The sequence below is a fragment of the Promineifilum sp. (SeqCode) genome (assembly GCF_041918635.1).
GTDB lineage: Bacteria > Chloroflexota > Anaerolineae > Promineifilales > Promineifilaceae > Promineifilum.
Genome location: NZ_JAYRVJ010000224.1, coordinates 1 through 7,535 on the forward strand (window position 1 = coordinate 1; position 7,535 = coordinate 7,535).

10 protein-coding genes are annotated in these 7,535 nt (G+C 65.9%); 3 read left to right on the plus strand and 7 right to left on the minus strand.

Features of this window, described 5'->3' with window-relative positions; all coding sequences use genetic code 11:
• Positions 1-22: 22 nt before the first annotated feature.
• Positions 23-544 carry a tRNA (adenosine(37)-N6)-threonylcarbamoyltransferase complex ATPase subunit type 1 TsaE gene (tsaE, locus tag ACE3UY_RS07710; RefSeq protein WP_374686962.1) on the minus strand — a complete coding sequence of 174 codons (522 nt, stop codon included), beginning with the start codon at positions 542-544 and terminating at the stop codon, positions 23-25.
• 52 nt (positions 545-596) lie between these two features.
• On the opposite strand from tsaE, the gene ACE3UY_RS07715 reads away from it, so the two are divergent.
• From ACE3UY_RS07715 to ACE3UY_RS07725, 3 genes are all read left to right on the plus strand, one after another.
• Positions 597-1,328, plus strand: a complete 732-nt coding sequence (locus tag ACE3UY_RS07715; RefSeq protein ID WP_374686963.1) for a metallophosphoesterase — start codon at positions 597-599, stop codon at positions 1,326-1,328.
• 188 nt (positions 1,329-1,516) lie between these two features.
• Positions 1,517-2,464 carry a DUF4349 domain-containing protein gene (locus ACE3UY_RS07720; protein WP_374686964.1) on the plus strand — a complete coding sequence of 316 codons (948 nt, stop codon included), beginning with the start codon at positions 1,517-1,519 and terminating at the stop codon, positions 2,462-2,464.
• Between the two features lie 91 nt (positions 2,465-2,555).
• Positions 2,556-3,209, plus strand: coding sequence for a transposase (locus ACE3UY_RS07725; protein WP_374686965.1), 654 nt, complete (start codon positions 2,556-2,558; stop codon positions 3,207-3,209).
• A gap of 117 nt (positions 3,210-3,326) precedes the next feature.
• On the opposite strand, the gene ACE3UY_RS07730 is transcribed toward ACE3UY_RS07725, so the two are convergent.
• The 6 genes from ACE3UY_RS07730 to ACE3UY_RS07755 form a co-directional block, all read right to left on the minus strand.
• Positions 3,327-3,911 (minus strand): DUF4203 domain-containing protein, encoded by a 585-nt coding sequence (locus ACE3UY_RS07730; RefSeq protein ID WP_374686966.1) that lies wholly within the window; start codon positions 3,909-3,911, stop codon positions 3,327-3,329.
• A gap of 40 nt (positions 3,912-3,951) precedes the next feature.
• Positions 3,952-4,551: a DUF308 domain-containing protein gene (locus tag ACE3UY_RS07735; RefSeq protein WP_374686967.1), complete on the minus strand. Its 600-nt coding sequence runs from the start codon at positions 4,549-4,551 to the stop codon at positions 3,952-3,954.
• A 77-nt stretch (positions 4,552-4,628) separates the two neighbouring features.
• Complete coding sequence (locus tag ACE3UY_RS07740) at positions 4,629-5,414, minus strand: ABC transporter ATP-binding protein (protein WP_374686968.1); 786 nt, start codon at positions 5,412-5,414, stop codon at positions 4,629-4,631.
• Between the two features lie 105 nt (positions 5,415-5,519).
• On the minus strand, positions 5,520-6,497 hold the full coding sequence (locus ACE3UY_RS07745) for an ABC transporter substrate-binding protein (RefSeq protein ID WP_374686969.1): 978 nt from the start codon (positions 6,495-6,497) through the stop codon (positions 5,520-5,522).
• 142 nt (positions 6,498-6,639) lie between these two features.
• On the minus strand, positions 6,640-7,368 hold the full coding sequence (locus ACE3UY_RS07750) for an N-formylglutamate amidohydrolase (protein ID WP_374686970.1): 729 nt from the start codon (positions 7,366-7,368) through the stop codon (positions 6,640-6,642).
• Positions 7,355-7,535 (minus strand): PIN domain-containing protein (locus tag ACE3UY_RS07755; protein WP_374686971.1); only part of this gene is annotated, 181 nt, incomplete at its 5' end. The genes ACE3UY_RS07750 and ACE3UY_RS07755, both read right to left, overlap by 14 nt.

Here is a 7,535-nt window from a genome sequence, read left to right on the forward strand (position 1 = left end):
GGGCGCACACATAGGTGCGCCCCTACACCCCAAACGCATTCTTGCGGAAATCCGCCAACAACACCGTCGAGCGTGGGCCGGAGGCGTTGAAGCGCAACCGGCGGCGGGTCGGGGTGTCATAGGCCATGGCGATCCACAGGCGGTCGGCCGGCAGCAGGTCGGCGATGTGCTCCGGCCACTCGATCATGACGACTGCCTCGGCGTCGAGGATGTCCTCCAGCCCGGCGGTCATGACGTCGCCGGCGCGCTCCAGGCGGTAGCCATCGACGTGGTAGAGGATGCCGCCGTCGCGCGGGCGAGGGTATTCGTTGACCAGGACGAAGGTGGGGCTGGTGACGCGCAAGGGGGTTCCCCAACCGCGGCCGATGCCCCGCGCCAGCGTCGTCTTGCCCGCGCCCAGCTCGCCCGACAGACACAGCACATCGCGCGGCTCTAGCAGCTCGCCCAGGCGGATGCCCAGCCGCTCGGTCTGGGCCACGCTGGTGCTGACAAAATCGAGGGTGCGGTCGTCCAGAATCGCCATGCGCTCAGGATTATACTTCATGGTATGATATGCGCACCTGCCGCGGGAAAAGCGCCGCGGGCAGGCCGACGCTATGCGTATTCTTGTCATTTCCGACGTTCATGCCAACCTGGTGGCCCTGGAGGCGGTGCTGGCCGCGGCCGAAGGGGAGTGGGAGCGCGTGTGGTTCCTGGGCGATCTGGTGGGCTATGGCCCCAACCCGAACGAGTGCGTGGAGCGGTTGCGGGCGCTCGACCCGCTGGCGCTGTCGGGCAACCACGATTGGGCGGTATTGGGCAAGCTGGACACCGAGGATTTCAACAGCGAGGCGCGGCATGCCGTCTATTGGACGCGGCGCGTGCTGAGCGAGGAGAACCGGCTGTACCTGGAGTCGCTCGCGCCGCGGCGGGTGGAGGAGCGCTTCACGCTGGCCCACGCCAGCCCGCGCCACCCGGTGTGGGAGTACATCCTGGATTTGCCCACGGCGCTGGACAACTTTGGCTATTTCGACACGCCCTACTGCCTGGTCGGCCACTCGCATGTGCCGCTGCTCTTCGTGCTGGACGAGGCGGCGAACGAGTTGAACTACTTCGCGGTCGGCCACGGCGACGCGGTCAGCCTGGACCAGCACCGCTTCATCCTCAACCCCGGCGGCGTGGGCCAGCCGCGCGACGGCGACCCGCGCGCGGCCTATGCGCTGCTGGATGATGAGACGCTGCAGTGGGAGTTTCGCCGCGTGGCCTACGACGTGGCCGAGACGCAGCGGCGGATGCGCGAGCTGAAGATGCCGCGGCGGTTGATTGAGCGGTTGGAGCATGGGTTATAGGGGATAGGTTCTAGGGGTTAGGGGCTAGGGAAGAAGCTGTCCGGATGAAGCGTTCTTCCCTAGCCCCTAGAACCTGGCCCCTAGCCCCTATCTTTGGAACCTTCTCTTTAGATCGGGCGTCTCATACGTAGGGATTACCAATAATCTGCGAAATCTGTGGATGCTTCTTAATCAGGAAGGGTGAAGAGATGAAACGCCGAAATGTGGTGCTTGTAGTGCTGGTGTTGGTGGCAGCAGGGCTGCTGGCTGCCTGTGGGGGCTCGGCCCAGATGGTCGAGGTCACGAGGTTGTCCAGCGAGGTCGTGGCCGAGGGCGACATGGCTGGCGCAGCCGCGCCGGAGATGGCGGCCCTGCCGGAGGAAGCGGCCATGGAAGCGCCGATGGCCGATACCGCTGCCCAGGTCGCGCCGGGACAGGAGCGGCTGATCATCCGCACGGCCGACATGGCCATCGTCGCTACTGACACAGAAGTGGCGCTGGCCCGCATCGCCGAGATGGCGAATAGCAGCGGCGGCTGGGTCGTCGGCAGCAACGTCTACCAGTCGACCGAGACGGCCAAGACGGGCTACATCCAGATTCGCGTGCCGTCCGAGGGGTTCCAGAGCGTGCTGGACGCCATCGCCGGGCTGGCGGTAGAGGTGAGCAGCCTGAGCACGTCGGGCCAGGACGTGACCGAGGAGTACGTGGACTTGTCGTCGCAGCTGACGAACCTGGAGGCGACGGCGGCGCGGGTGCGCACCTTCCTGGATGACGCCACGCGGGTTCAGGACGCCCTGGCCGTCAACAGCGAGTTGAGCCGGTTGGAGGGGGAGATCGCCGTCATCAAGGGGCGGATGCAATACCTGGATCAGTCGGCGTCTTTTTCGTCCATCACGGTGAACGTGACGCCGGACGAGCTGACGCAGCCGATCGAGGTGGCCGGCTGGCAGCCGCAGGGCGCAGCCAAGCGGGCGGTGGAGGCGCTGATCAACGCGCTGCAGACGCTGGCCGACCTGATCATCTGGTTCGCCATCTTCGTGCTGCCGGTGCTGGCGCTGATCCTGCTGCCGTTCCTGCTGATTATCTGGCTGATTCGCCGGTTGCGGCGGCGGGAGCGGGTGGAGACGACGACACCGCCGCCGCCGGCTGAGAAGTAAGGCTTGTAGCGCGGGATGGTATCCCGCCTCTTCGCCGCGTGACAGGGAAGAGGCGGGTTGCCAACCCGCGTTACAGGCTGTATAGTGCTTTATGCCCACCCCGCTCCCCTATCGCGCCTATTACCACCGTTACCTTCCCCACTATCAGCCGCCGGAAGTGACGCTTTTTGTTACTTTCCGTCTGCATGGATCGCTGCCGGTTGAAGTCATTGACCGCCTGAGGTCCGAGGCCAAGGAGCGGAAGGGACAGATCGACAAGATGGCGGCCGAGAGCGACCGAAGAGTAGCGCTCTACACGGAGTGCAAACGGCAGTTCGGACGCTTTGATGAGGCGCTGGATGTATCGCCGTGTGGCCCCACTTGGCTGAAAGACCCACGTATTGCCTCCATCGTGGTCGAGGCGCTTCTGTTCCGCGACCAGAAGGTGTATGAACTGGACTGCTTCACAATCATGTCCAACCATGTCCATGCCGTTTTTGCGCCGCTCGTGGACGAGACCGGGGCGTGTTACGGGCTGAGCCGCATCATGCAGTCGCTCAAGCGGCACACCGCGTCATCCGCCAATGAGCTCCTAGGCCGGGAGGGGGTCTTCTGGCAGCCGGAGAGCTACGACCATGTCGTGCGCGATGAAGGAGAGTGGCAGCGTATTGTGTGGTACGTGCTGAACAATCCGGTGAAGGTCGGGTTGGTGCGCGACTGGCGGGAGTGGCCGTGGACGTACTTTAGGTACAAGGACATGATGTAGGGTGTGCCGCGGCTTGTAGCGCGGGATGGCATCCCGCCTCTTCGCCGTATGACAAGGAAGAGGCGGGATGGCATCCCGCGCTGCAACGAAGAGGCGGGATGCCATCCCGCGTTACAATTAGCGCAGGAAGCGCTGGCGGAGGGCGAAGGCCTGGTGCTGGGCCAGGCCGCTGATGGCGGCGACGGTGGCGAAGAGCACCAGGGGGAAGGCGGAGCCGAGTAGGGCGGACGGGTTGTCGGTCTCCAGGCCCAGCCCGAACAGCGCGCCCAGGCCGAGGACGACGAAGTAGGCGCCGGCCAGGCTGGTAGCGAGAATGGTGACGATAGGCCCCAACCGCTGGCCGAAGAAGCCGCCCAGGCCGGCCGCGGCCAGGGCCAGGATGCTGCCGAAGATGCCCAAGTCCAGCCCGCCCAGCCGGAACAGCCCCAGGATGCCCAGCATGAGCACCAGGCCCATGATGCCGCCGGCGATATACAGAGCGGACTTCACCAGGAGATAGAGCGTTGCCGCCAGGATGCCGCCGGCGACGATGCCGACAATGATACGCAGCGCGGTATCCAGCCCCCCGCCCAGCCACATAACCAGGTAGAAGCCGAGGGCGAAGCCGATGAAGGCCAGGGCGAAGCGAAACAACTGGTGTCCATAGGCGGCGATAAAGATGCCGCAGAGCAGAACGACGAGACCCCAAAGAACGTTGTCCACGATAAGTACTCCTGTTAGTCGATTGGTGGGGATTCGGGCGCTATCGCGCGCCCTCGTTGCGCAGGATCAGGCCCCAGAAGATGATGATGACACCGGCAACGACGATGAGCAGGTTAACCAGTTGCAATTTGGTAGCCAGCACGCCAACGCCCAAGCCCTGTAGCAGAATGAGCAGGCCGATGGCGAGGTAGAAGAGGGTGCTCGCCCAGGAGAGACGCCGCAGGCTGACGAGTTGTTTGTCGAGCAGCATGTAGAGGCCCACGCCGCCATAGGCCAGGCAGCCGAGGCCCAGGATGGTCAGGCCGGGGCCTTCCAGAAACGAGTTGAACAAGAGGAGCAGGATAACGAGCAGTCCGGCGGCCAGCCCGATCCCGCCGTGGATCATCGTCCACAGGCGCACTTCGTCTCGCCGGGTTGTCTTTTGGGACAGGTACAGGCTCAATGCGCCGCTGACCGTCAGGGCCACAGCGACGATCCAGCCGAGGATGTGGTGGGTGGTCTGCTTGGCGAAGAACATCGCCAGCCCCAGGGCCAGCAGGGCGACGCCTTCGAGGAGGACGACCCACCAGGCGATGCCTTTGCGCCAGGGCGCGGCGCTCTTGGCTGTATCGAGTAGTTTGGATTTGACTTCGTTGGACATGATGACCTCCTTTGTCAGTATAGCATGTCGCGGCGGTTAGGGGCTAGGGACTAGGGTAGAGTGCTCTTCCCTAGTCCCTAGCCCCTATCCCCTACGATGGCGGCGCGGATGGCGGCGGCATAGGCCTGGAAGTCGGCGGTGGCCTGGAGTTCGGGGGAGCGCGGCCGGGGCAGGTCGATGAGCAGCCGGTCGGTGATGGTCGCCGGGCGGCCGTTCATGACCAGCACCTCGTCGGCCAGCAGGACGGCCTCGTTGATGCTGTGGGTGACCATCAGCACCGTCACGGGGCTGGCCTGCCAGAGGCGCAGCAGTTCCTGGGCCATGCGCTCGCGGGTCAGGGCGTCGAGCGCGCCGAACGGCTCGTCGAGCAGCAGGAGGGCCGGCCGGTGGACAAGGGCGCGAGCGAGGGCCACGCGCTGGGCCATGCCGCCGGAGAGTTGGGCGGGGTAGCTGTCGCCCTGGCCGGCCAGACCGACGAGGGCGAGGGCTTCGGCAACGGGATCGGGCCGCTCCAGGTGCAACCCGCTTTCGGAAGTGGATCGCACCTCCAGGGGCAGGCGCACGTTGCCGGCGACGGTGCGCCAGGGCATGAGGTTGTCGCGCTGGAAGACGACGCCGATGGGGGCGGTCGACTCGCGGGGGTCAACGCCCATCAACCGCACTTCGCCGGAGGAAGGGCGCAGCAGGCCGCCGATGACGCGCAGCAGGGTGGACTTGCCGACGCCCGACAGGCCGACGAGGGCGACGAACGCGCCGGCCGGGATGGTCAGCGAGATGTCGGCCAGGACGTGGTCGCCCTGGCCGTCGCGGTCGGCAAAGGCCAGGCCGACGCGGTGGAGGGTGAGGAAGTCGGGTTCGTCCATGGGAAGAGAGTGGCTACGGATTATGACGGATAAAACGGATGAAGAACGGATAAATCTGCTGTCCGTTCTTCATCCGTTTTATCCATGAGCATCCGTAGCCATTCATTACTCTTGCGCGCCGGCGACGAAGTCGTTGGTGTACATCTGCTCCAGGTCGGGCACGGGGGCGTCGAGGAGGCCCATCTGGAGCAGCAGCTCCTGGGTCTCCGTCCACGAGGCCGGGTCGGTCTGGCCGAGGGGGTCGGCGCGCCATAGCTCGATGGAGGCGTCGAGGACGCCGCGGCGGCTGTCGTCCAGCCCCTCGACGAACTGCTTGCTGATCTCGTAGGCGGCGGCGGGGTCGTCGAGGGTGTCCTGGAGGCCGCGCAGGAAGGCGCGCACGAAGCCCCGCACGAGCTCGGGATTCTGGGCGATGGTGTCTTCGTTGGTGATGACGCCGTTGGCGACAAGATTGGCGTAGTCAGCCACCTCCAGCATGTTGATGGCGATGCCCTGGTCGCGCAGTTGCACCGGCTCGTTGTTGACGTAGACGACGACGACCTCCGACTGGTCGCTGAGGAGCGATTCGACCTGGTTGAAGCCGATCTCGGCCGGCTCGATGTCCTCGATAGTCAGGCCGTTGGCGGAGAGGAGGCCGACGAGGCCGACGTAGGACGCGCCGAAGAAGCCGGGCACGCCGACGACGCGGCCGGCCAGGTCGGCCGGCTCAATCACGCCGGCCTCGGCCTTGCTGACGAGGGCGACGGGGTAGCGCTCGAACCACTCCATGACGTAGACGACGGGCAGCCCCTGGGCGCGGGCCAGGATGGCCTGCTCGCCGCTGACGAGGGCCAGGGGTAGCTCGCCGGCGCCGACGAGGGCGATGCCGTCGGTCTCGAAGCTGTAGTCGAATTCGAGTTCCAGCCCTTCGGCGGCGAAGTAGCCGCGCTCGACGGCGACGTAGAGCGGGGCGTATTGGGGGTCGGCGATGTAGCCCATGGGGAGGCGGATACGCTGGAGGTCGTTGGCGCCGGGTTGGGCCGCGCAGGCGGCGAGGAGGGCGGCGAGCAGTAGCAGAAGTCCAATACGGTATTTGTGTTTCACATTCACCTCAGGCGACGCCTCTGAGAAAAGGCGTTGCGGGTGCAATGATAGCGCACGTTTCCTCTGAGGGGTAGAAGAGAGGGGCTAGGGATTAGGGGCTAGGGAAGAAGGTTCTTGTCCTGGCCCCTGGCCCCTTTCTTCCCTAGCCTCTAGCCCCTAGTTGAGCTATCAGGGTCTCGAACGCCGCCACGGTCTGGACGATGCCGGCCGGGTCGGCGCGGCCGACGATGCGCAGGCTGGCGCACAACTCGAATTGCGCGGCATGGATGCCCAGTTCCTCGGCGGCGAAGCGGGTGACGGTGTGGCTGGTCAGGCCGCCGGTGAAGCGGCTGTGGTTGACGACGAAGCGGTCCCAGCGCAGGGCGGGGTACTCCCGCGCCTGGTGGGCCGTGGCCTGGGTGAAGCCGGCGGCGGTCAGGGTGGCGACGATGAGCGCCTCGTGGCGGCCGGGGCAGCTGGCCCCGCACATCGTGCCGACGGCGAGGCCGAAGCGGTGGCGGTCGGACATGCCGTGGAGGTCGAGGATAAAGCGCAGGTCGTGGGCGGCGGCCAGTTGACGCAGGGCGGCCTTGTAGGGGGTGTCCCGATCCCAGTTGGGGTCGCTGTCGGAGCAGGCGCAGGCGTAGAGGGCGTGAGCGCCGGTGCGCTCGGCCAGGAGGCGGGCGAAGGCGGAGGTGTATTCGTCTTCTTGTTTGTAGCGGCCGTCGCGGCGGTGGGCGGCGCCGTGGGGGGCGGAGAGGAGGAGGGGCAGATGGCCGGGTTGATGGCGGAAGGGGGGCTGGCCGTCGGGGGGTGGGGCGCGGTAAGTGACGCCGGCTTCGAGGGCGGCTAGACGGTCGAGGAGGGCGGGGGCTTCTTCACCAGGTTGCAAGTTCCAGCTCGGGGATATCGCGGAAACGGGCGTCGCGCGTTACCAGCACCAGTTCGTGTTGCACCGACGTGGCGGCAATCCAAACGTCGTTGTCCGGTATGGGACGCCCGCGCGTATGCAGCCGGCTCTTGATGTCTCCATATTGCCGCGCTGTTTCAACGTCACAA

Bases quoted from the DNA above. Each gene is read 5' to 3' on its own strand.
- ACE3UY_RS07715 (WP_374686963.1), top strand. From the start codon at position 597: ATGCGTATTCTTGTCATTTCCGACGTTCATGCCAACCTGGTGGCCCTG.
- ACE3UY_RS07735 (WP_374686967.1), bottom strand. From the start codon at position 4,551: ATGTCCAACGAAGTCAAATCCAAACTACTCGATACAGCCAAGAGCGCC.
- ACE3UY_RS07720 (WP_374686964.1), top strand. From the start codon at position 1,517: ATGAAACGCCGAAATGTGGTGCTTGTAGTGCTGGTGTTGGTGGCAGCA.
- tsaE (WP_374686962.1), bottom strand. From the start codon at position 544: ATGAAGTATAATCCTGAGCGCATGGCGATTCTGGACGACCGCACCCTC.
- ACE3UY_RS07740 (WP_374686968.1), bottom strand. From the start codon at position 5,414: ATGGACGAACCCGACTTCCTCACCCTCCACCGCGTCGGCCTGGCCTTT.
- ACE3UY_RS07725 (WP_374686965.1), top strand. From the start codon at position 2,556: ATGCCCACCCCGCTCCCCTATCGCGCCTATTACCACCGTTACCTTCCC.